At 63.7% G+C, this 22,083-nt stretch carries 14 protein-coding genes; 4 read left to right on the top strand and 10 right to left on the bottom strand.

All coding sequences use genetic code 11. The annotated features are described in order from the left end of the window. Window positions 1–19: 19 nt before the first annotated feature. The 4 genes from QMG80_RS10175 to QMG80_RS10160 form a co-directional block, all read right to left on the bottom strand. Window positions 20–1,750: a formate--tetrahydrofolate ligase gene (locus QMG80_RS10175; RefSeq protein ID WP_085772715.1), complete on the bottom strand. Its 1,731-nt coding sequence runs from the start codon at window positions 1,748–1,750 to the stop codon at window positions 20–22. Between the two features lie 685 nt (window positions 1,751–2,435). Further along, window positions 2,436–2,840 carry a peptide-methionine (R)-S-oxide reductase MsrB gene (gene msrB / locus QMG80_RS10170; protein WP_085773807.1) on the bottom strand — a complete coding sequence of 135 codons (405 nt, stop codon included), beginning with the start codon at window positions 2,838–2,840 and terminating at the stop codon, window positions 2,436–2,438. 153 nt (window positions 2,841–2,993) lie between these two features. After that, window positions 2,994–3,830 (bottom strand): DMT family transporter, encoded by an 837-nt coding sequence (locus QMG80_RS10165; RefSeq protein ID WP_085772714.1) that lies wholly within the window; start codon window positions 3,828–3,830, stop codon window positions 2,994–2,996. A gap of 56 nt (window positions 3,831–3,886) precedes the next feature. Next, window positions 3,887–4,999 (bottom strand): Vgb family protein, encoded by a 1,113-nt coding sequence (locus QMG80_RS10160; protein ID WP_085772713.1) that lies wholly within the window; start codon window positions 4,997–4,999, stop codon window positions 3,887–3,889. 173 nt (window positions 5,000–5,172) lie between these two features. Here QMG80_RS10160 and QMG80_RS10155 point away from each other — a divergent pair, with 173 nt between their 5' ends. Together QMG80_RS10155 and QMG80_RS10150 are read left to right on the top strand one after the other, a co-directional pair. Next, the gene (locus tag QMG80_RS10155; protein WP_432806976.1) at window positions 5,173–6,606 is read left to right on the top strand and encodes a tryptophanase; all 1,434 of its coding nucleotides are present in this window, start codon (window positions 5,173–5,175) and stop codon (window positions 6,604–6,606) included. Window positions 6,607–6,748: 142 nt separating this feature from the next. Then, window positions 6,749–7,462 (top strand): hypothetical protein, encoded by a 714-nt coding sequence (locus QMG80_RS10150; RefSeq protein WP_158658833.1) that lies wholly within the window; start codon window positions 6,749–6,751, stop codon window positions 7,460–7,462. 16 nt (window positions 7,463–7,478) lie between these two features. Here the strand turns inward: QMG80_RS10150 and mfd are convergent, their stop codons facing one another. The 3 genes from mfd to ftsH form a co-directional block, all read right to left on the bottom strand. Further along, window positions 7,479–11,030 (bottom strand): transcription-repair coupling factor, encoded by a 3,552-nt coding sequence (mfd, locus tag QMG80_RS10145; RefSeq protein ID WP_085772711.1) that lies wholly within the window; start codon window positions 11,028–11,030, stop codon window positions 7,479–7,481. Then, a complete protein-coding gene (locus QMG80_RS10140) occupies window positions 11,027–11,332 on the bottom strand; it encodes an FAD assembly factor SdhE (RefSeq protein ID WP_085773805.1) in 306 nt (101 codons plus the stop codon). The genes mfd and QMG80_RS10140 overlap by 4 nt, the downstream gene beginning before the upstream one ends. Before the next feature lie 149 nt (window positions 11,333–11,481). Next, window positions 11,482–13,407, bottom strand: coding sequence for an ATP-dependent zinc metalloprotease FtsH (gene ftsH, locus QMG80_RS10135; RefSeq protein WP_085772710.1), 1,926 nt, complete (start codon window positions 13,405–13,407; stop codon window positions 11,482–11,484). A 1,187-nt stretch (window positions 13,408–14,594) separates the two neighbouring features. On the opposite strand from ftsH, the gene QMG80_RS10130 reads away from it, so the two are divergent. Both QMG80_RS10130 and QMG80_RS10125 read left to right on the top strand, forming a co-directional pair. Beyond that, window positions 14,595–15,674, top strand: coding sequence for a CobW family GTP-binding protein (locus QMG80_RS10130; RefSeq protein ID WP_085772707.1), 1,080 nt, complete (start codon window positions 14,595–14,597; stop codon window positions 15,672–15,674). Between the two features lie 52 nt (window positions 15,675–15,726). Beyond that, complete coding sequence (locus QMG80_RS10125) at window positions 15,727–16,314, top strand: YqhA family protein (RefSeq protein ID WP_085772706.1); 588 nt, start codon at window positions 15,727–15,729, stop codon at window positions 16,312–16,314. Window positions 16,315–16,325: 11 nt separating this feature from the next. On the opposite strand, the gene gloB is transcribed toward QMG80_RS10125, so the two are convergent. The 3 genes from gloB to ileS form a co-directional block, all read right to left on the bottom strand. Next, window positions 16,326–17,102, bottom strand: coding sequence for a hydroxyacylglutathione hydrolase (gene gloB / locus QMG80_RS10120; protein WP_085772705.1), 777 nt, complete (start codon window positions 17,100–17,102; stop codon window positions 16,326–16,328). Window positions 17,103–17,361: 259 nt separating this feature from the next. Then, window positions 17,362–18,780, bottom strand: a complete 1,419-nt coding sequence (locus tag QMG80_RS10115) for a lipopolysaccharide biosynthesis protein (RefSeq protein WP_245300276.1) — start codon at window positions 18,778–18,780, stop codon at window positions 17,362–17,364. A gap of 61 nt (window positions 18,781–18,841) precedes the next feature. After that, complete coding sequence (ileS, locus tag QMG80_RS10110; RefSeq protein ID WP_085772703.1) at window positions 18,842–21,916, bottom strand: isoleucine--tRNA ligase; 3,075 nt, start codon at window positions 21,914–21,916, stop codon at window positions 18,842–18,844. Between the last annotated feature and the right edge of the window lie 167 nt (window positions 21,917–22,083).

Below are 22,083 nucleotides of genomic sequence, written 5' to 3'. Positions count from 1 at the left end.
CCGTGCATCGTGTCTTGGATCAGAACAGGCCCTGGATGCGCCCGTCCGGCCCAACTTCGATATTGTTGGCCGCCGGAACCTTGGGCAGGCCCGGCATGGTCATGATGTCGCCGCATACCGCGACGACGAACTCGGCTCCCGCCGAGAGGCGGAGCTCGCGCACCGGGATCACGTGACCCGAGGGCGCGCCCTTCGCATTCGCGTCTGTCGAGAAGCTGTACTGCGTTTTCGCGACGCAGACCGGGAAATGGCCGAAGCCTTCCTTCTCGAGTTCCGCGAAGCGCGACTTGATGGCGGAGTCGTAGGAAATGTCGGCAGCGCCGTAAAGCTCGCGCGCAATCGTGCGCAGCTTCTCGACGAGCGGCAGATCGTCGGCATAGAGCGGCTTGAAGTTCGAGGGTTGTTTCTCGATCGTCGCAACTGCATAGCGGGCGAGCTCCGCAGCGCCTTCACCACCCGAGCCCCAATTGTCGGCCACGACGCAGTCGACGCCCTCGGCCTTGCAGAGCTTCTCCAGCGCCGCCATCTCCGCCGGCGTGTCCGAGGAGAATTTGTTGACGGTGACGAGCACCGGCACGCCGAACTTCTTAACATTGCCGATGTGGCGCTTGAGGTTCGAGAAGCCGGCCTCGAGCGCGGCGACGTTCTCGGTTTTGAGATCGTCCTTGGCGACTCCGCCGTGCATCTTCAGCGCGCGGATCGTGGCGACGATCACGGTGAGATCGGGCTTCAGACCCGCCTTGCGACACTTGATGTCGAAGAATTTTTCCGCGCCCAGATCCGCGCCGAAGCCCGCTTCGGTCACGACGTAATCGGCGAGCTTGAGGCCGGCCTTGGTCGCGATGACCGAATTGCAGCCATGGGCGATGTTGGCGAAGGGACCGCCATGGATGATCGCCGGATTGTTCTCGAGCGTCTGCACGAGATTGGGCGCGATCGCGTCCTTCAAAAGCGCGGCCATCGAGCCCGCCGCCTTGATCTCAGAGGAGCGAATGTTCTTTTTCTCGCGCGTCTGGCCGACGACGATGTTGCCGAGGCGCTTCTGCAGGTCCGCAAAACTTGAGGCGAGGCAAAAGATCGCCATGACCTCGGAGGCGACCGTGATGTCGAACCCGTCTTCGCGCGAAAATCCGTTGGAGACCCCGCCGAGCGAGGAGACGATCGACCGCAACGCGCGGTCGTTCATATCAACGACGCGCCGCCAGGAGATGCGGCGGGTGTCGAGACCGAGCGAGTTGCCCCAATAGATGTGGTTGTCGACGAGCGCGGCGAGAAGGTTGTTGGCCGCGCCGATCGCGTGGAAGTCGCCGGTGAAATGGAGGTTGATGTCCTCCATCGGCACGACCTGGGCGTAGCCGCCGCCGGCCGCGCCGCCCTTGACGCCGAAGCAGGGTCCGAGCGAGGGCTCGCGCAGGCAGCAGAGCGCCTTCTTGCCGATGAAGTTCAAGCCGTCCGTCAGCCCGACTGTCGTCGTCGTCTTGCCTTCGCCCGCAGGCGTGGGCGTGATCGCGGTGACGAGGATCAACTTGCCGTCGGGCTTCGATTCGAGCTGCTCGAGGTAATCGAGCGCAATCTTGCCCTTGTAATGCCCGTAGGGCTGAACGTGCTCGGCGGGAATGCCGAGCTTTTCGCGCGCCACGTCGAGGATGGGCCGCATTTTGGCGGCCTGGGAAATCTCGATGTCGGACTTGGGCGAAATATGTTGGTTGTTCTTCCCGCTCGCGCTCGGCGCCGGCGTTGCCGTCGTCATAATCCGTCTCTCCCTTCGCGAGCCGCGCGGGCGGTCTCGCCGTGTTCAAAAGCGCTCTTTGCCGGCGCTCTTAAGCGACGCGCCGGAGAAGGAAGGGCGTAAAACGCGTGATGCGCCTGGCTTCCGCCCCCGACGGCAGCCGCGCCGACGATCAATGCGTCGTCGGCCTTATTGCAGCGACCCTAGAATTTTATCCAACGGTCATCAAGCGACAGGAAGTCGCGTCAAGCCACAAAAAGACCCGTCGCGTCCGGCCGGCTCGCGCGCGCCTGCTTCGTTGTTCTTGAGCGCCCCTATGCGGGAGCAAGAGACGCCGCGTCAAGCGGAAATATCGGGAAATTTACGCGCGTTCAGGCTTGAACGGAGCGCTTTCCGACGTCGTCCCGCTCGAGCGACGAGACGAACAGGAAATCCGCAAAGCAATTCGAATAGGCGCCCATGCCTATCCTCTCCCTACCCTCATAGGCGGTAACGGGCGCCGTTCACCTGCGCGGGTGATAGCCCTGCGTCTGGGGCGTTTCTTGCTCGCCCGCCTCGTGGACTGAAAACCAACAGGCGGGGAGCGCGCCGCCAGCGCAAATACGTTCCGCGTCTCATTGCAGAGGCGCGCCCATCCCCGCAGACAGGGCCCGGCCCACCGCCGTGCGGCGCCTTGCCGCAGTCGAAAATTTTGCTGCAGCAGCGCTTACTGGGGAGCGAAGTTCAGCGCGACTCCATTGATGCAATAGCGCAAGCCGGTCGGCGGCGGCCCATCATGGAAGACATGGCCGAGATGCGAGCCGCAGCGGCTGCAATGCGCCTCGATGCGGCGCATGAAATAGCTCTCGTCAAGGCTCGTCTCGATGGCTCCTTGAAGCGGCTCGAAAAAGCTCGGCCAGCCGGTGCCGCTTTCGAACTTGCGGCCCGAGACGAAGAGCGGCTGGTCGCAGCCGGCGCAAGAAAAGACGCCCAGGCGCTTCTCGTGGTTGAGCGCGCAACTTCCCGGCGGCTCGGTGCCGTGGCGCCGCATCACCTGATATTGCTCCGGCGTCAACCGCGCGCGCCATTCCTCGTCGGTGCGGGTGACGGGAAAAGCCTTCATATCGTTCATCATGGGCTCTCTGTCCCTCCTCGAACTGCACTTATGCCGATTGGACGACGATTCAATGCAGTTCTGACGCCAGGAAGCGAAGCGCGTCCGCGTCGCGATAAATGATCCTAGAGTTTTGCTGACGTTTATCTCTTTCGTCAGCGCCGTCATCCCTCAGCGCAGAAACAGCAGGGTCGCAGCGCCCGCAGCGATCGCGCCAATGCCGAACGCGCGAGCCCTCGTCAGCCTCTCGCCGAGAAACACGACCGCGATCAGGGTCGCAAAGAGAATCGAGCTCTCGCGCAGGGAAGCCAGTCGCGGCGTCGCGCCGAGACGAAAAGCCGCCAAGGCGGCGCCATAGCTGAGAACGGAGAGCGCTCCCGCGACCAGCCCCGGGCGCCATTGCTCGACCGCAGCGACCAGGAACGCGGGGCCGCGCCATAGCGCGAAGACCGCGGACACGCCACAGCCGAGCCCGATGAACGTCCAGACGATGTAGCTTTCCGCCGAGGGCGCGGCGCGCACGCCCTGCGCGTCGATCACGGTGTAGAGCGCGACGCAGCCGCCGTTGAGAAGGCTCCAGCCGAGCGCGCGGCGGTCCACGCCGCGGGCGCCGCCGATGGCGAGAATGCCGAAGCTGACGAGCAGCGCGCCGCAAAGCACCGCGCCCGAGATCGGCTCATTGAAGAAAGCGACGGCTGCCGCTGCTGCAAGCAGAGGCGCCACGCCGCGCGCGATCGGATAGGCGACGAGCAAGTCGAGATGCTGGAAGGCGTTGACGAGGCTCACGAGATAGAAGAGCCGCACGACCCAGGCCAGCGCCAGCCAGTTCCACGCCCCGGTCGGGAAGGGTGTGACCAGGGCGAGCGGCGCGACGAGCAGGGCGCTGAAGCCGTCGATCAGCGCTCTTCCGGAAAGCTTGTCCTTGCCGGCCTTGAGCAGCGAATTGACAATCGCGTGCAGGAATCCGGACGAGACGATAAGAACGGAAGCCGTTTCCGGGGCGCTCATTCTAGCGAAAGCATCCTCCGCCAAAGGCCGGTTTCACCGGCCGCCTTCGACGAAGTTTATTGACGAGGCCTTGGCGCTGAGTCCAGCCCCGGACGGACGATCGCGACCTGTGCGATTCGATCCACGCCGCTAAGCGCGAGAGCGAGACTGCCGCCCGGCGTCGCCGTCATGTTGCGCACGACGCCGCCCCCTCCCGGGATCGGCCAGCTCTCGAAGCGCTGGCTCGTGGGATCGAAGCGAACCAGCATGTTCTGCTCGGCGCCGGTCTCGGCGTACCAGACCTCTCCGTCGAGAACTGCGATGGCGTAGGGCCCAGATTGCGGGCCGCCGGGCGACTCCCAATCGACGACCTCCCCGGTCTTGGGATTCAAGCGTCCCAGCCGACCGCGCGTAAAATCCGTGTACCAGATGAAGCCGTCGCTGGTCGCGGCGATGCGGCGCGGCCGCGCGTCCTCGTCCGGCAATCCGAATTCCTGGATGCGCCGCGTGGCGGGATCGATCCGCGCGATCTTGTTGGCGCCAAATTCGGCGACATAGAGCGACCCGTCAGCGCCCATGACGACGCCATAGGGAAGCGAATCCTTCGTCGGCGACTGCAGTAGCTCCATCTCGCCCTTCGCCGGATCGAGCCGGCCGATCAGATTGGCGGATTGCGCCGTGAACCACAGCGCGCCGCTCGCATCGAAGATGGGCGTATGCGGGTCGATTTTCCGCGCGTCTTTGGGGAAATATTCGCGCACCTGGCCGGTCTTGGGATCCAGCCGACCGACATAGCCCCCGCTTTGCGCAGTGAACCAAATCGCCCCATCCTTGTCCGAGACCAGTCCATGCGGTCCGGAATCGCGAATTGGCAGGGGAAATTCCTTGATCTTGCCGTTGCTCGGGTCGACGCGTCCGAGCAGGTTGGCCTTCTGCCCCGTGTACCAAATCGCCCCGTCGGGCGTGGCGAGCGGATCATGCGGATGCTCGCCTGGGGTTGGCGTCGCCCACTCCTGAAATTCGACGCGCGGCTCGAGTCCCGCCTCCGCCTTTGCGTCGAGGATCGCGAACCGCCCGGCGGCGGGCGAGCGGTCCGCCGCGAAAGAGCGTTGTGCGCCCGGAAGCGAGAGGATGGCTAAGATGAAAAGCGGCGCGGCGGCCCGCCGCAGGCAAAAGCGTTCAAAGGTCACAGGCGGCGCTCCGAGCGTTAAAGATTCAGCCCGGCAGATAGATCGATCGCCCGCTTCTTCAACAGCCTTTTCTCCCGCCAGCGCAGTCGCGCCGGAGAAACCTCCGAACCCATCGCAAATGGAGCTTGACGCTGCGAACAGCCCGCCAAGGTAATCTATCGCGGGGGTTCGCCGTGCCGGCCCTGCTCCGCTCGGCGGCGGAGCCGGTCTCGAAGTCCGCGCGCAGGAGTCGCAAGTTGCGCACGATCATCGAGCCATTCCGAATTAAGATGACAGAAGCCTTGCCGCTGACGACGCGCGAAGCGCGCGCGGCTCGGCTTGCCTTCGCGCACAACAATGTCTTCCTGCTCGCGGCCGAGGATGTGACGATTGATCTTTTGACCGACAGCGGCACGGGCGCCATGTCGGATCGGCAGTGGGCGGCGCTAATGCTGGGTGATGAGAGCTACGCCGGAAGCCGCTCCTGGCGCAATTTCGAGCGCGTCGTGCGCGACATCACTGGATTTAAGCACATCTTCCCGACGCATCAAGGACGCGCGGCCGAACGCATCCTCGCTGCGACGCGTCTCAAGGCGAAGGAAATCGTCCCCAACAACAGCCACTTCGACACGACGCGCGCCAACATCGAATATGTGGGCGCCCAGGCGGTCGATCTGCTGACGCGAGAGGGCCGCGACCTTTATTCCGAGCAGCGCTTCAAGGGCGACATCGACCTCTTTGCGCTGGAGCGTCTGATCGAGACCGAGGGCGCGCAGAAAATCCCCTTCTGCATGATCACCGTCACGAACAATTCCGGCGGCGGACAGCCCGTGTCGATGCAAAACATCCGCGACGCGAAGCAACTCTTGAAGAAACACGGCGTTCCGCTCATTCTCGACGCCTGCCGCTTCGCCGAGAACGCCTATTTCATCAAACGCCACGAGGCCGGCTGGAGCGACAAGAGCCTCATCGAAATCGCTCGCGCGATGTTTTCCTTCGCCGATGGCGCGACGATGAGCGCGAAGAAGGACGGGCTGGCCAATATCGGCGGATTTTTCGGCTGCCACGACGATCAATGGGCGGAAGACTTCCGCAATCTCCTGATCCTTACCGAGGGTTTCCCGACTTACGGCGGCTTGGCCGGACGCGATCTCGAGGCGATCGCCGTCGGGCTGATGGAGGCGCTCGACGAGGACTACCAGCGCTATCGCCACGCCACCGTGGACTATCTCGCTCGAAGGCTCATGGAGCGAGGCGTGCCTCTCGTTCGGCCGCCGGGCGGTCACGCGGTGTTCATCGACGCCGCCGCCTTTTGCAGCCATCTCTCGCCGCGAGATTATCCGGGGATCGGCCTCGTCAACGCCCTCTACCTGGAAGGCGGCGTTCGCGCGGTCGAGCTCGGCAGCGTCATGTTCGGGAAGGCGCGGCCGGGAGGTGACGAAGAGCCGGCGGCGCATGAGCTGGTGCGGCTCGCCCTGCCCCGTCGCGTCTACACGCAGAGCCACTTCGACTATGTGATCGAGGTAATTGACGCTGTCTGGCGCACGCGCGACCGGATTCGCCCGCATCACATTGTTCAGCAGGCGCCATTCCTGCGCCACTTCACAGCGCGCTTTGAAGCCGCGTGAAGCAGAGCACATGACCAGCCCAAGCTCATCGGGAAAATGAGCAAACCCGTCGATAGGAGCGACGGCGCACGGACCCGCGACAAATTTAAGGGAATTTTAACCCTGGAAGTCGCCGAGACCTATTCGGCTCGGGGAGGGGGAAATGAACATGCAATCCATCAAGGAGCTTTCGTCGCTCGTCAATCGTTGCCTCTGCACTCTCGTTTTCGCCGCAGTGATCCTCTACTCGGCCCTCAACATCCAGCCGATCGTGAGCTATCTCGCCGACCGCTTCGACTCTTTGCACGAGCTGAAGCTCGCCGGCGCGGACCTCACCTTCGACGCGCAGGACATCCGCGCGGCGGAACGCCTGTTCGATATCGATCAAAACGACCTCACGAGCGAGACGAGCCGTAAGATCGCTCGGGACATCAGACAATTGAATGCGCCCTTGATGAAGCGCCTCATCTTTGTCGAAAGTCTCAAGGACCTCTGCAAATACGACACGCAAGATTGGAAGGCCGAGGAAGCCGCCACGCTCGACGATCGCCTTCACGATTTAAAACTGGCCACGATCGAGGACGACCCGGAGACCAAGAGCCGCGTCGATTGGCGTATCCGAACGGGCGACAAATATGCTCCCGCCAAACAGCTGGGGGCGCCGCTGCGCTGTTACAAAGTCATCCTCACGGCGGAAGGCGCCAATGTGCGTGACGTGCTGGTCTCCAAGATGGTCGCGGCGGTCACTGCGCGGACCGCTAGCGAGCCGGCAGCGCCAGATGATGGTCTCGACGCCGCCGCCAAGCCGGCTCCCGCCGTGACGATCTCCAAGGCCCAGCATGCCGCGGGCGCCAAGGTTGCGATGCATCCGCGCTGAGCCGGCAACGCTCTCGCTATTTTCTTTTCTTCTCGGCGATCGCGACGAGCGCGCGCAGAATGTGCCTGACCCCGGCGAGCCGGTCCTTCAAGGACTGGAAGTCGCCAGTGAACACGATCTTCTGATCCGGCCGCACCTTGGCGCGCGACCCCTGCTCGCCGATGAATCGCACGAGCCCCGCCGGATCCGCGAAGAGATTGTCCTTGAACGAGAGCGTGACGCCCTTGGGCCCGGCGTCGATTTTTTCGATATGGGCGCGGCGGCAGAGCGCCTTGATCGCGACGATCCTGAATAGCAGCTCGACCTCCGGCGGCGCCTTGCCGAAGCGATCAACCATTTCGGCTGCGAAGCTTTCGATGTCGGCGTCGGTCTCGAGCGTCGAGAGACGCCGATAGAGCTGCAGGCGCAAGGTCAGATCGGGGACATAATCCTCTGGGATCGTCACCGGCGCGCCCACGGAGATCGTCGGCGACCAGACCTCCTCCAGCGGTTCCTCGACGCCCGCCTTCAGAAGCGCAATCTGGTCGGCGAGCATCTGCTGATAAAGCTCGTAGCCGACCTCCTTGATGTGGCCGGATTGCTCGTCGCCGAGGAGATTGCCGGCGCCGCGCAGATCGAGGTCATGGCTTGCGAGCTGGAAGCCGGCGCCGAGGGTGTCGAGCGACTGCAGCACGTCGAGACGCTTTTGCGCCTGCGGCGTGATCGTGCGGTTCGCCGGCGTCGTGAACAGCGCATAGGCTCGCGTCTTGCCGCGGCCCACGCGGCCGCGCAGCTGATAAAGCTGGGCCAAGCCGAACATGTCGGCGCGCCAGACGATCAAAGTGTTTGCGTTGGGAATGTCGAGACCGGATTCGACGATGCTCGTCGAAAGCAGGATGTCGTATTTGCCGTCGTAGAAGGCGGACATCTTCTCTTCGAGCTCGCTCGGCGGCATCTGGCCGTGCGCGACGACGAATTTCGCCTCCGGCGCATTCTCGCGCAGAAAGGCTGCAGCCTCTTCGAGGTCCTCGATGCGCGGGCACACGAAAAAGGCCTGGCCGCCGCGGAAGCGCTCTCTCAGCAAGGCTTCACGAACGATGAGCGGGTCGAAGGGCGAGACGAAGCTTCTCACCGCCAGCCGGTCGATTGGCGGCGTCGCGATCAGCGACAATTCGCGCACGCCGGTCATCGCGAGCTGCAAGGTGCGCGGAATGGGCGTCGCCGAGAGCGTCAGCACATGCACCTCGGCGCGCAGCTCTTTCAAGCGCTCCTTGTGGCCGACGCCGAAATGCTGCTCCTCATCGATGATGACGAGGCCGAGCTCCCTGAAGCTCACGGTCTTTCCGAGCACCGCATGCGTGCCGACGACAATATCGATGCTTCCGGCGGCGAGCGCCTGCCTGCTCTCGCGCGCCTCCGCCGCGCCGACCATGCGCGAAAGGCGGCCGACACGAATGGGAAAGCCCGCGAACCGCTGCGTGAAATTGGCGTAGTGCTGGCGCGCGAGCAGCGTCGTCGGCGCGACCACCGCCACCTGCTTGCCCTCGATCGCCGCGCAAAAGGCGGCTCGCAACGCGACCTCGGTCTTGCCGAAGCCGACGTCGCCGCACACCAGCCGATCCATCGGCCGCCCCGCCGCGAGATCACTGAGCGTCGCGTCGATCGCCGCCGCCTGATCCTCGGTCTCGTCATAGGGAAAACGCGCGCAAAATTCGTCGTAGAGCCCTTCGGGCGGCGTCAGCTTCTCGGCGGCGCGCAGCATGCGTTGCGCGGCAATCGCGATGAGGCCCTTGGCCATCTCGCGAATGCGCTTTTTCAGGCGCGCCTTGCGGTTCTGCCAAGCAGCGCCGCCGAGGCGATCGAGCTGAGCTTCCGCGTCCTCCGTGCCGTAGCGCGAGACGAGCTCGATGTTCTCGACCGGGAGGTGGAGCTTGGCCCCTTCCGCATAATGGATCTCGAGACAATCATGCGGCGAGCCCGCCGCGGTGATCGTCTCGATCTTGATGAAACGCCCGATGCCGTAATCGACATGCACGACGAGATCGCCAGCGGAAAGCGCCGCGGCCTCGCTCAGCAGGGCCTCGGCGCGCTTCGCCTTGCGGCGGCGGCGCACGAGACGATCGCCGAGAATGTCCTGCTCGCCGATGATCGCTAGATCGGCCGTCTCGAAGCCGTGCTCGACGCCAAGCACCGAGAGCGACACCGCGCCCGGCCCTAAGCTCTGCGCCTGGGGCCAGTCAGAAACGAAAGGCGGCTCGATGAGGCCATGCTCGGCAAGCACATGGCCAAGCCTTTCGCGCGAGCCGTCGGACCAGGCGGCGATGACGACATTGCGGCCGGAAGCCGCTAGGGACCGCACATGCGCCGCCGCAACCTCGAACACATTGACTTCGGTCTGCGCCCGCTCGGGCCCGAAATCGCGTCCCACGCGCGCGCCGAAATCGAGCGCGTCCCGCTCGCCAGCCTGCGCCTCCTGCGCGGAGAAACGCGCCTGCGCGCGGCCGTCGAGGCGGGCGGACCATTCTTCTTGCGAGAGATAGAGCGCCTCGGGCTCGAGCGGCTTGTAATTGCAGCGCGCGCCCTCGAGCTCAAAAGCGCTCTTTCTGGCCTCGTGATAATCGGCGATTTGCGCGAGACGTGCTCTCGCCGCCTCCGCGCAGCGCGCGTCGAACAGCAGCGGCGCATCGCCGACATAATCGAAGATCGTGTCGAGACGCTCATAGAAGAGCGGAAGCCAATGCTCGGCGCCGGGATGGCGGCGTCCCTCGCTGATCGCCTCATAGAGCGAGTCGCCGCGCGTCTCGCCGCCAAAGCGCGCCGTATAGGACTGGCGGAAGCGTCGCATAGTCTCAGTGACAATGCGCAGCTCGCTCATCGGCACAAGATCGAGCGAGCGCAACTGGCCCGTCGTGCGTTGGGTCTCGGGATTGAAGCTGCGGATCGACTCCAGCGTGTCGCCGAAAAAGTCGAGGCGAATAGGCCCAGGCAAGGTCGGCGCGTAGAGATCGATCAGCCCGCCGCGCTGCGCATATTCTCCAACCTCCTGCACGGTCGTCGCGCGCGTGAAGCCGTTGGTCTCGAGCCAGCCGGTCAGCTCGTCGAGTCGGACGACGTTGCCGGGCGCGGCCGAAAGCGTATCGGCGGCGACGCGTGCAAGCGGCGGCGCGCGCTGAAGCAGGCAATCAATCGTCGTCGCGACGACACGGGGCCGCGCCGCCGAGGATTTCGCGCGGGCAAGGCGCGCGAGCGCCACCATGCGCCGCGACGCGACCACGGCCGAGGGCGAGACTCGGTCATAGGGCTGACAGTCCCAGCCCGGAAGATCGAGAATTTCGCAGAAGGGCACGCAGAAGCGCAGCGCCTCGCGAAACTGCGCCGAACGCTGCGCATCGCGCGCGACATGAACGAAGACCGCAGCCTGACCCTCCGCGCTCGCCGCAAGCGCGCGCGCGAGGTCGCCCGCGACGAAGGCGTCGAAGCCTTCCGGCGCGCGAGCAAAGAGCAGCTTCTTGCCGGCGGCGAAACCCGAGAGCGCCGCACGCAAAAGCCCCGCATCCGCGGATTTGAGATTTTCGGCCAGCGCGCTCAATGCTCCCGCTCCCTGTGAAAGGCGAGGATTTCGGCGAAGAGCGGCGTGTCATGGGGCGCGGGCGCGACTCCGGCGCAAAACCAGCGGAACGCCTCGTCGTCTGGGGCTTCCAGAAGCGCCTCGAACTGAGCGAGCGCCGACGCGTCAAGCGCGTCGACTCGGGCATCGGCGAAGCCCCCGAGCAGAATGTCCATCTCGCGCATGCCGCGCCGCCAAGCGCGCACCCGAATTCTCCGGCGCGCGGCGGCGGCTTCGTCGAAATATGCAGGAACGTCGGCCGAAACGCCGTCTTTGCCGGTCATGGGTCTTGGTAAGTGGAAGAGGATCTCGGCGCGGCGCGCGTCGATGAAGATCAATCTCGCTTAGACCAGCCGCGCGGGAAAGAAAAGAGGGAGCCCTGCAACGAAAAAAACCCGGCGTCGCGCCGGGTTTTTCTTAAGTGCGCCCGTCCTCAAACGGGATGGGGCTCCAGGCCGCCGACGTCCGGCTCGGGCTTGCGGCCGGTTGAAGGAACGGCCGAGGAGCGCGGCGGCTGTGGCGGCGCGCTGCTCGTATCCTCACGCACCGGCTGCACGCCGTTCAACAATCCCTTCAGCTCGTCGCCGCTCAGCGTCTCGAATTCGAGAAGGCCCTTGGCGATGGTTTCGAGGTCCTCACGCTTCTCGGACAGGATCCGCTTCGCCGTAGCGTAAGCTTCCGACACGAGGCGGCGCACCTCGGCGTCGATCGTCTGCTGAGTCGCCTCCGACAAGGTGACCTGCCGGCCGAGCGAATAGCCGAGAAACTGCTCCTGCTGAGGATCCGCATAGGCCACCGTGCCGAGCTTGTCGGAGAATCCGAGCTGCGTCACCATCGCTCGAGCGACCCGGGTGCATTGCTGAATGTCGCTCGCGGCGCCCGAAGTGACCTTGTCGTGCCCGAACACGAGCTCCTCGGCGACGCGCCCGCCCATCGCCATCGCGAGCATCGCGATGAACTGCTCGTAGCTCTGCGAGATCTGATCGCGCTCGGGCAGGCCCTGCACCATGCCGAGCGCGCGGCCGCGCGGAATGATCGTCGCCTTGTGAATGGGCACCGAGCCTTTCATGTTCAGGGACACCAGCGCATGCCCGCCTTCGTGATAGGCGGTGAGGCTTTTCTCCTCATCCGTCATCATCAGCGTGCGCCGCTCCGCGCCCATCATGATCTTGTCGCGCGAGTCCTCGAACTCGGCCTTGGTCACGATGCGCTTCGAGCGCCGCGCCGCGAGCAGCGCCGCCTCATTGACGAGATTCATCAGATCCGCGCCCGAAAAGCCGGGCGTGCCGCGCGCCACCACCTTCAGATCCACGTCCGGCGCCAAAGGCACCTTGCGCGCGTGAACCTTCAGGATCTTCTCGCGGCCGATGAAGTCCGGATTCGGCACGTTGATCTGACGGTCGAAGCGACCCGGACGCATCAGCGCCGGATCGAGCACGTCCGGACGGTTGGTTGCGGCGATCAGGATGATGCCTTCATTGGCTTCGAAGCCGTCCATCTCCACGAGCAGCTGATTGAGCGTCTGCTCGCGCTCGTCATTGCCGCCGCCAAGCCCCGCGCCGCGATGGCGGCCCACCGCGTCGATCTCGTCGACGAAGATGATGCAGGGCGCGTTCTTCTTGGCCTGCTCGAACATGTCGCGCACGCGCGAGGCGCCGACGCCCACGAACATCTCGACGAAGTCCGAGCCCGAGATCGTGAAGAAGGGCACATTCGCCTCGCCCGCAATGGCGCGCGCGAGCAGCGTCTTGCCGGTGCCGGGCGGACCGACGAGCAGCACGCCGCGCGGAATGCGGCCGCCGAGCCGCTGGAACTTCTGCGGATCGCGCAGGAACTCGACGATCTCCTGCAAATCCTCCTTGGCCTCGTCGACGCCGGCGACGTCCTCAAAGGTCACGCGGCCCTGCGACTCCGTCAGAAGCTTCGCCTTCGACTTGCCAAAGCCCATGGCCCGGCCGCCCATGCCGCCCTGCATCTGGCGGGACATGTAAATCCACAGGCCGATGAACAGCACGAGCGGCAAGGCGTTGAGCAACAGCGTCATCCAGAAGCCGTTCACGTCGCCCGACGGCCTGGCCGAAATCTGCACCTTCTTGGTCTCGAGCTTCGAGACGAGGTCCGGGTCGTTTGGCGCATAAGTCGCGAAACTGCGGTTGTCGTTGAAGTGGCCGGTGATCTCGTTGCCGGAGATCGTCACGTCGTGAACGCGGCCTTCGTCGATTTGGATCAGCAGCTCGCTATAGGTGATGTCGCGGATCGATGTGCGCTGCCCGCGCTGATCCAGCGCGAGATAGATCCCGAGCGCGGTGAGCGCGCCGATCAGGATCCAAGGCGCGAATTTTTTCAATTTGGGATTCATCCTCTGTCTCCCGGACATGCCGAACGCGTCGCCTCCATTGAGACGAACCGCCAGATGGGCTTGCCGCCATCTTAAACTGCATTTTGCTCCTGTGGCAAAAATAAGCATTATCGCGCGTTCAACAAGTTGGCTGCGCGACTCGCCAACGCGCGCGAGCGGAATGCCCAAGATAGATCTTCGTTGCCGAGCTAACCAGCTGTTTAAACTTAGCATTTCTGCGAAGTGCAATGCCTGCGAACAGGCTCGCCGCGTCGTGGCGCGCGCTGCTCCCAGCGCATGACTCGCTATGGCGAGGGCGCGATTCTCGGCCTCAATTGCCGCTTCCTGAAGGGCGATGCGCCTGGCGAAGAAGAGCGCGCGGCTTCGCGACGTCGTCGCGCAGCGCAGAAAAATCGAGGTCACGCTGCGCAACGACTGCACCGACGGCTCGCCCTTTGACGACCGCCTGCGCGACGCCGAGCGCCGTTGCCTCCTTGGGCCCGTTCGAAGTGAGCGCGCATGTCAAGACTGGCTTTTGACGCAGGCGAGCTTAACAAGGCGCTCGCCGCGCATTCGAGAGCGCGGAATGTCCGCCAGCAGCTGAAGCGCGGCCGATCTATGTAAAAATCGTCATTGCGCCGCGATATCTACCCAAGAGGTGGAAGCGTATGAAGGAACGGCGTCAGCGCGGCCGCAACGCGCGACTTAAGCGCTCGGCGGCGCAACATATTTTCGCCTTGAACTCAATGGCGACTCCATGCGTTATTTTGTCGCAACGTAAAAGCTTGAGACTCAACTTTTTACGCCCCGCGGCGCGAAAAGGTCCGGGAATTCCCCCGACGCGCGGCGGCGCCTTGGTCCGTGAGGGTCAGGGCCGGCCCTTGAACAATTCGAGAAACGTCGATGAACGCTCCCACCGCCATTCTCGCTATTTTGGCCGCCTCAGCCGCCATCACGCTCGCCATCACCTCCTGGGTCGCCGTTTGACGGTTCACGCCGACCGAAGGCTGCTGCCCGCTTGCGCCGCCCGTAGGGTCGCGCCACATGGGTGTCTCTCGCTCCCGCCTTTCCGACCCGGAGCCCGCGCGGCGTCCGGGTCTTTTTTCATGTGCGAAAAAAATTGAGGCGAACGCCGTTTCTCTCTCCGAACCCGCTATAAAGAGCGGCGCGCCGACCCGCCTCCTCGTCCGGCGCCTTGGAGAGATGACTTGAACGACAAGATTCCCGTCACCGTCATCACCGGCTATCTGGGGGCCGGAAAAACCACTCTGCTCAACCGCATTCTCACCGAGCCGCACGGCCGTCGCTACGCGGTCATCGTTAACGAGTTCGGAGAAATCGGCATTGACAACGACCTCGTCGTGGGCGCGGACGAGGAAATATTCGAAATGAACAACGGCTGCATCTGTTGCACCGTGCGCGGCGATCTCATTCGCATCATCGAAGGCCTGATGCGCCGTCGAGGCAAATTCGACGCTATCGTCGTCGAGACAACCGGATTGGCCGACCCCGCCCCCGTCGCTCAAACCTTCTTCGTCGACGCCGACGTGAAAGACGCCGCGCGGCTCGACGCCGTCGTGACGCTCGCCGACGCGAAATTTCTCCTGGCGCGTCTCCAGGATGCCCCGGAGGCGAAGAATCAGATCGCCTTCGCCGACGTCGTGATCCTCAACAAAACGGATCTCGTCGCGCCCGACGAATTGTCGGAAATCGAGGCGCGCATCCGTGGGATCAATCCTTACGCCGTAATTCATCGGACGGTAAAAGCGGCCGTGCCGCTCGAGGCGGTGCTGGAGCGCAACGCCTTCGACCTCTCGAGGATCATGGAAATCGAGCCAAATTTCCTCGCGGCCGGCGATCACGCGCACGACGATCACCATCACGATCACGCCTGCGGTCCGGATTGCGGGCACGACCACCACGATCACGATCACCATCATCACAGCCATGCGGAGCAGCAGGAACGCCCGACGCTGAAGGCCTATCATGATGAAGACATGCAGTCCGTCTCGATCCGCCATGAGGGCGACGTTGATCCCGAGCGCTTCGTGCCTTGGCTCGAGGAGCTGACGCAGCGCGACGGCCCCGACATTCTGCGTTGCAAGGGCATCGTCTCCTTCAAGAACGAGCCTCGACAATTTGTGTTTCAGGGCGTGCACATGATACTCGACGGCGATCTGCAGCGCGCGTGGCGAGAGGATGAAAAGCGCAGCACGCGGCTTGTCTTCATCGGCCGCAAGCTGAAGGAAGCTGAGATCCGCAAGGGCTTCGCGGAAACGGTCGCCTGAGCCATTTCTCGGCGCCACAGAAACTCTTCCAACGGCTGAAAGCAATCGATTCATGTTGAAGCGGCTGTTCGAATCCTACCTGCTCCTTACGCGCTGGCTCCTTGCGCCCTTTCTCGTGCTGCTGACGGCGACTCAGCTGGCCCTTATCTACAAGGGCGCCAAGAAAGCCCTAACCCTGGTTTTTCTCCTCGCCAATGGGCAGGACGATCATGCTGCGTTGACGGTCTTAAATCTGGTCGACATCACGCTGACCAGCGCGCTGATCGTCATTGTGACGATCTCGGTCTATGAGAATTTCATCTCGCGCGTCACAAGCGACGACCGGAGCACCTGGCCGAGCTGGATGGGCGATATCGACTTCTGGCAATTGAAAATGAAGCTCTTGAGCACGATCGTCGCGATCACGGCGATCGGACTGCTCGAGTCCTTTATCGACGTCCGCGAGACCTCGGATCGCGACCTCTATTTTTATATCGGCATCCATTTGACCTTCGTCTTCTCGACCGTCGCGCTGGCGGCGGCAGAACGCCTCGCTGGAAAGCACAGCCCCGCCGAAGGCCGCGGATCCCAAGAAAGCCACGGGTTTCAAGAGCGGCACGGCGCCCGAGAGAAGGCTGGAGATGGTCAGCCGTTATACTGAGGCGACAGCTCTCACCCGCGAAAAGCGCTCTTCATCTCGCGAATCTTGGTGAAGACCTGCACCGGCTCGCCCTCGCTCATTCCGATCGCGCGCCGAACCAAAGGATCGTCCGCGCGCAGAAATGGGTTGGTCGCGCGCTCGAGCCCGATCGTCGTCGGCAGCGTGGCGCATCCTTGTGTCCGTAGCCGATCTACCTCTTTCGCTCGCTGAGCGAGCAGGGGATTTTCCGGATCCACGGTCAGGGCGAATCGCGCATTGGTCTGCGTGTACTCATGGCCACAATATACGCGCGTCTCGTCGGGAAGATCGGCGAGCTTTTGAAGCGAGTCATACATCTCCGCCATGCTGCCCTCGAATACCTTGCCGCACCCGAGCGAGAACAGCGTGTCGCCGACGAACACGATCTCGTCTTCCGCAAAGTAATAGGCAATGTGGCCTCTGGTGTGCCCGCAGACGTCGATGACGCGAGCGCTGGAATTCCCGAGCATCACATGATCGCCATCCTCAACTAGGAGGTCGAGGCGGCCTAGGCGATGCTCGTCCCGGCGCGCGCCGACGACGCGGAGTCCTGAAAAAGCCTGACGCAAAGCGGGAACGCCCTCGATATGGTCGAGGTGATGATGGGTAAGCCAGACGTCCGTCAACGGCCAGCCGATGCGGCCCGCTTCCCTAGCGATCGCCTCACCGTCCGGCGCATCGATCGAAGCGACGGCGCCCGTTTCCTCGTCGCGAGCGAGCAGGCCGAAATTGTCGGTCAGGCAAATGAATTGATGAACGGATATCCCCATGCGCTCCTCCTCGAGGCTCACAAGCCATCGTCTGCAACTTAGGGCATGTCACGGAAAAGTGCGAAGCGGTTTTCCGGTCATGACATGCTCTAACTTTTTGACTTGGCGCGACGCGAAAAAGTGGAAACCGGCTTTTCGCACAAATTGCGCTCTAACTTCTAGAATCGATCACGCTTTCTGCATTCAGTCCGCCTGAATGCAGCGTGGTCTAGAGCCGATTCCGCAAGAGTCGATCAACTTTTGGACATGAGAATTCGCTCTAGACCGGCTGCCTGCGGCTCTTCGCCCAACCCATCAACTCCCCACGGAGCCCCGCCGTGTCGAAAACGAAGGTCAGCGCGCCATAAGCCAATGCGCCGACGCAGATCTGCGCGACCAGCGTCACAAATCCGGGCGCCAGATCCTGCATGGAAGCCAGCGCTCCCGCCATGCCGAGCGTCGCCGCCACGCTTGCGCCGAGGTCGCGCAAACGCGGCCAGATCGGCTTCTCACGAGCAGCGAAGGCGAGGGTCGCGAGTAGCGCGACGACATAGACGCCGCATTGGGCAAGCGCGAGATTGGAGGCGTCCTCACCCCAAGGCAAGAGGAAGAACAGAACGACGCCGGCGAGGGCTCCGGCGAGGGCCGCCGCGATCATCGGTCCGGTCTTCTTGGCGATCTGGAAGACGGGATTGACCGCGAAGAGGATCATGCCCATCGAGAAGAGCCCCGGCAGGAGCAAGCTGAGATAATGTCCGAAGGGCCCGCGAAACTGGCCGGGCACGATCAGCAGCTCGATCGACGGCATGATGAAATAGACACCGACGCAGCCCGGCAGCAGCACCGCCAGCACCACAGCCATGTTACGTCCGACCTGCCAACGCGCCTCATCGTCGCCGTGGTTCTCATGGGCGGCGACCGCGATCTGGAACAGCAAAACATCGAGCGCCGAGCCAAGCGCGAGGATTGCGCGCATGCCGAGATCGAAGGCGAGCGCAAATTGTCCGGTCTCGGCGAAGTCGAAGACGTCTGCGACAACCGCGCGCGTCGCCAGCGGCACCGCCTGATAGATGAGATGCGCGGCGACGATCGGCGCGCTATAGGCGGCGAGCGTCGCAGCCATGTTGCGGCGCGCGAAGTGAGACTGCGCGTGCCGGTCGGTCAAGGAGGCTCGTGCGGCGATCACCGTGCCCAAGAGGCTTGCGATGACGCCCTCCATCGCCACCGCGGCGGAGTGAAAGAGAAAGGCGCCCCCGCCTGTCAGAACAAGGGACAGCACGTTCTTGCCGAGGACAAGGCGCCAAAAAAGCTGGTCTTCGAAGCGCGCGCGCACCAGCGCGATCAGATAATCGAAGAGCCCATTGACCGCGGCGATCGCCAGCGCCAGCAAGATCAGCGTCGAGTCGAAATCGAGCTTCGGACCGAAGAGCGCATAGAGCAGCGTGGCGAGGGCGAGCCCGCACGTCACGACGACGAAGGACAGGTCCAGGCTTGCGCGCACCACCGGCTGGTTCTCGCGCACTTTCTCGGAATAGAAACGCGTCGCCGCGAGACGCATCCAATCGAAGAGGGCGGTCTGCACCACGCCCACGATGGAGAAGGCGATGGCGAAGCGCCCGTATTCGCCCGGGCCCAGATATTTGGCGACGAGAATTCCGATCACGAAATTCGTGAGGGAATTGGCCAAAAAGGCGAGCATCACCTTCACCGGCCCGAGATCCTCCGCGCAGCTTTGAGCGTCTCGCCCGACCGATTTCCCCTCATGCCCTGCCCTTCTCGCGCAACGCCTGCGCATCGCGCGGAGTCACGTCGGGATAGGCCGGATCGGCGGTCTTGGGATCGAAATAGCGCCATGAGCGCGCGCATTTGACGCCTTCGGCCGGCGCGAAGACGGCGGCGACGCCTTTTACCTCGGGCAAGCGGAAAGCCGCTTCCGGCGCCCCGCCCTCGCTTTCGATTTTAATGTCGGAAACGATGCAGATTTCGGCGAAGTCGACGCCGTCGAGCGCCATCAGCAGCTTCGGATCCGAAACATGCACGATCGGCGCGGCTTCAAGGGAGGAGCCGATACGTTTTTGCGCACGCTCCAATTCGAGCGCGCCCGTCACGACGCTGCGGATCGCGCGAATATCGGCCCATTTCTTTGCAAGCGCCTCGTCGCGCCAATGCGAAGGAATGTCCGGGAAAAGCTCGAGATGCACGCTTCCGGCGTCCTTGAAGCGCGAAAGCCACGCCTCCTCCGCCGTGAAGACGAGGATCGGCGCGAGCCAGCTCGTCACGCAGCGGAAGATCCAGTCGATCACGCCCAGCGCCGCCTTGCGCTTTGGCGACGACGGCGCATCGCAGTAAAGCGCGTCCTTGCGGATGTCGAAGTAGAAAGCGGAAAGATCGCTGATCATGAAGGGCGTCAGCAGCGCGACGATCCTCTTGAAGTCATAGGTCGCATAGGCGGCGCGGACGGCCTCGTCGAGCTCGACGAGGCGGTGCAGCATGAAGCGCTCCAGCTCCTCAGGGTGGTCGAGGTCTGAGGGCATCGGCTCGTGATGCGCGAGCGTTCCCAGCATCCAGCGCAGCGTGTTGCGGAGCTTGCGATAATGGTCGGTCACCGATTTGAGGATTTCGGGACCGATGCGCTGGTCGTCGGCGTAGTCGCAGCTTGCGACCCATAGCCGCAGAATGTCGGCTCCGGAATCCGCGATCACCTTTTGCGGCGCCACCGTATTGCCGAGCGATTTCGACATCTTGCGGCCCTTCTCGTCGAGCGTGAAGCCATGCGTGAGCACGGCGTCATAGGGCGCGCGATGTCGCGTGCCACAGCTCTCGAGGAGGGACGAGTGAAACCAGCCGCGATGCTGATCGGAGCCCTCGAGATACATGATCTCGTCGGCGCCGCCGTCGCGTTTGCGATGAATGTTTCCGAGCGTCGGAAAACTATTCTTGTCCTCCAGCACGAAGGCGTGGGTGGAGCCCGAGTCGAACCAGACGTCGAGCACGTCCGCGACTTTTTCATAATCACCGGGATCATATTCCGGGGCGAGAAAGCGCTCCGCCGCGCCTTTCTCGAACCAGGCGTCCGCTCCCTCGACGCGAAAGGCCTCGACGATGCGCTCATTGACCCGCGCGTCGACGAGCGGTTCATGCGTCCCCTTCTTCACGAAGAGCGCGATCGGCACACCCCAGGCGCGCTGGCGCGAAACGACCCAATCGGGCCGCGTCGCGATCATGCCGGTGATGCGATTCTCGCCGGCCGCCGGCGTCCAATGGGTGCGAGCGATTTCCGAAAGCGCGAGCTGGCGCAGCGTGGGCGCGTTGTGGCCTGTCTCCGCGGCCCGAGTCTGTTCTCTCCCCCCTTGTGGGGGAGAGTTAGAGAGGGGGGTGACGGCGCCTTGTGCGTGAATTCCGGCCCCCCCACCCTCACCCTCCCCCGCAAGGGGGGAGGAGGCGACCGGCGTTGCGCCCAACGGCTGATCCATCGCGATGAACCATTGCGGCGTGTTGCGAAAGATCACCGGCTTCTTGGAACGCCAGGAGTGCGGATATTGATGCTTTAGGCGCCCGCGCGCGAGCAGATTGCCGACGGCGATGAGCGCCGCGATCACCGCCTCATTGGCGTCGCCCTTCTCGCCCTTTTCGGTCAGCACGCGCTTGCCGGCGAAGCCCGGGGCGTCCTCGGTGTAAAAGCCGTCCGCATCGACGGTATAGGGGATGCGCGTCCCGATCCCGCGCTCGGCGAGCATGCGTCCGCTCGCCATCCAGATGTCGAAGTCGTCGCGGCCGTGACCCGGCGCCGTGTGCACGAAGCCCGTGCCCGTGTCGTCGGTGACGTGATCGCCGTCGAGGAGCGGGACCGGGAAGCTGTAACCCAGATGCGAAAGCGGATGATCGCAAGTGAGGCCCGCGAGCTCCTCGGCTGGCGCGTCCCGCAAACGCTCATAGGCTTCAACCTTCGAAGACTTGAAGACCTCCTCGGCGAGCTTGTCGGCGAGCACATATTCGGCCCCGACCTTGGCCCAATTGTTCTCGGGCGCAGCCGTCACGCGATAGAGCCCATAGGCGATCTTATGCGAATAGGAGATCGCCCGATTACCCGGCAGCGTCCAGGGAGTCGTTGTCCAGATGACCACAGAGAAGCTCTGTCCCTGAGCGGGGAAAGCCACCCACACCGTGTCGCTCGTGTGGTCCTCGTATTCCACCTCAGCTTCCGCCAGCGCGGTCTTCTCGACCACCGACCACATGACGGGCTTCGAGCCGCGATAGAGCAGCCCGCTTTCCGCAAACTTCAGGATCTCCGCGGCGATGCGCGCCTCCGCCTCGAAGGCCATCGTCGAATAGGGATGATCCCACTCGCCGGCGACGCCGAGCCGCTTGAATTCCTCGCGCTGCACCGAGAGCCAATGCGCGGCGTAGGCGCGGCATTCGCGGCGGAAGGCGATCATGGCGTCGGGGTCGGAGAAGTCGGGCTTCTTTTTGCCCTTGGCGCGATAATTCTCCTCCTCGATCTTCCATTCGATCGGGAGGCCGTGGCAGTCCCAGCCCGGCACATAGCTGCAATCCTTCGCCGACATGCGCTGGCTGCGCGTCACCAGATCCTTGAGGATCTTGTTGAGCGCGTGACCGATATGGATGGCGCCATTCGCATAGGGCGGGCCGTCGTGCAGCACGAACTTGGGGCGACCGGCGGCGGCCTCGCGCAGCTTCTCGGCGAGACCAATTTCCTCCCATCGCTTCAGCAGTTTTGGCTCGGCCTGCGGCAGGCCGGCGCGCATTGGAAAATCCGTCTGCGGCAGATAAAGCGTCGAGGAATAATCGACGGCGTCACGGGCGTCTTCGTTCATGGGGGTTCAAGACCAGGCTCAAGCCGCTCAAGGCACGTGAGTGCGCGCGGGAATCTCAGGAAGGCTGGCGAAAGGGCGCCGCGACGGCGCGCAAGTCCCGGACACCGCGCGAGCTCAGAGCGAATTCCGCAAAAGTTGGGAGACTTTTGCGAGCGGAAAACGCGCTA

It is taken from the genome of Methylocystis bryophila (assembly GCF_027925445.1).
Lineage (GTDB): Bacteria > Pseudomonadota > Alphaproteobacteria > Rhizobiales > Beijerinckiaceae > Methylocystis > Methylocystis bryophila.
This window is presented reverse-complemented; position numbering and strand designations above follow the sequence as displayed.